Origin of the sequence: Streptomyces actinomycinicus (assembly GCF_016741775.1) — a bacterium.
Classification (GTDB): domain Bacteria; phylum Actinomycetota; class Actinomycetes; order Streptomycetales; family Streptomycetaceae; genus Streptomyces; species Streptomyces actinomycinicus.
On record NZ_JAERRK010000063.1, the window covers coordinates 1 to 1293 of the forward strand.

Consider the following 1293-nt stretch of genomic DNA (forward strand, 5'->3'; position numbering starts at 1 on the left):
ATCCGGCGACGGCACCCGGCGCTACAGCGCCTGCGCAATCTCCGCTTCCACCCGACCGACAACGATGCCGTGCTCGCCTACAGCAAGAGCACGGGGACCGACACGGTCGTCGTGGTCGTCAATCTCGATCCGCACCACACCCAGGAGGCCACGGTCTCGTTGGACATGCCGCAACTCGGCCTGGACTGGGACGCCGCCCTGTCGGTCCACGACGAACTGACGGGCGAGACGTACCACTGGGGCAGGACCAACTACGTGCGCCTGACCCCCGGCACGGCGCCGGCGCACGTGCTCCACGTCGGGCGATCGACGCCCCAGATCGGAGGGCCCGCAGCGTCATGACCGTCAACGACCCCGTTCCGGACACCTTCGAGGACACCCCCGTCAAGGACCGGGACCCGGAGTGGTTCAAGCGTGCCGTCTTCTACGAGGTCCTGGTCCGTTCCTTCCAGGACAGCAACGGCGACGGCGTCGGCGACCTGAAGGGCCTGACCGCCAAACTGGACTATCTGCAGTGGCTCGGCGTGGACTGTCTGTGGCTGCCGCCGTTCTTCAAGTCGCCCTTGAAGGACGGTGGCTACGACGTCTCGGACTACACCGCGGTCCTCCCGGAGTTCGGTGACCTGGCCGACTTCGTGGAGTTCGTGGACGCCGCCCACCAGCGCGGCATGCGCGTCATCATCGACTTCGTCATGAACCACACCAGCGACCAGCACCCGTGGTTCCAGGAGTCCCGCAGGAACCCCGAGGGCCCGTACGGGGACTACTACATGTGGGCCGACGACGACAAGCAGTACCAGGACGCCCGGATCATCTTCGTCGACACCGAGGTCTCCAACTGGACCTTCGACCCTGTGCGCGGCCAGTACTACTTCCACCGCTTCTTCTCGCACCAGCCGGACCTCAACTACGAGAACCCTGCCGTACAGGAGGAGATCCTGGCCGCGCTGCGGTTCTGGCTCGACCTGGGCATCGACGGCTACCGCCTGGACGCGGTCCCCTACCTCTACGCGGAGGAGGGCACCAACTGCGAGAACCTGCCGGCGACGCACGAGTTCCTCCGGCGGGTCCGCCGGGAGATCGACGCGATGTACCCGGACACCGTCCTGCTGGCGGAGGCCAACCAGTGGCCCGAGGACGTCGTCGACTACTTCGGTGACTACGCCTCCGGCGGCGACGAGTGCCACATGGCGTTCCACTTCCCCGTCATGCCGCGGATCTTCATGGCCGTCCGGCGCGAGTCCCGCCATCCCGTCTCGGAGATCCTGGCCAAGACCCCGGCCATCCCCACGA

At 66.8% G+C, this 1293-nt stretch carries 2 protein-coding genes; both read left to right on the forward strand.

The annotated features are described in order from the left end of the window. Positions 1-342: alpha-glucosidase C-terminal domain-containing protein (locus tag JK359_RS38475; protein WP_201844378.1), on the forward strand; the 342-nt coding region annotated here is incomplete at its 5' end. Further along, the coding region (locus tag JK359_RS38480; protein WP_269139093.1) for an alpha-amylase family glycosyl hydrolase at positions 339-1293 on the forward strand (955 nt) is incomplete at its 3' end. The genes JK359_RS38475 and JK359_RS38480, both read left to right, overlap by 4 nt.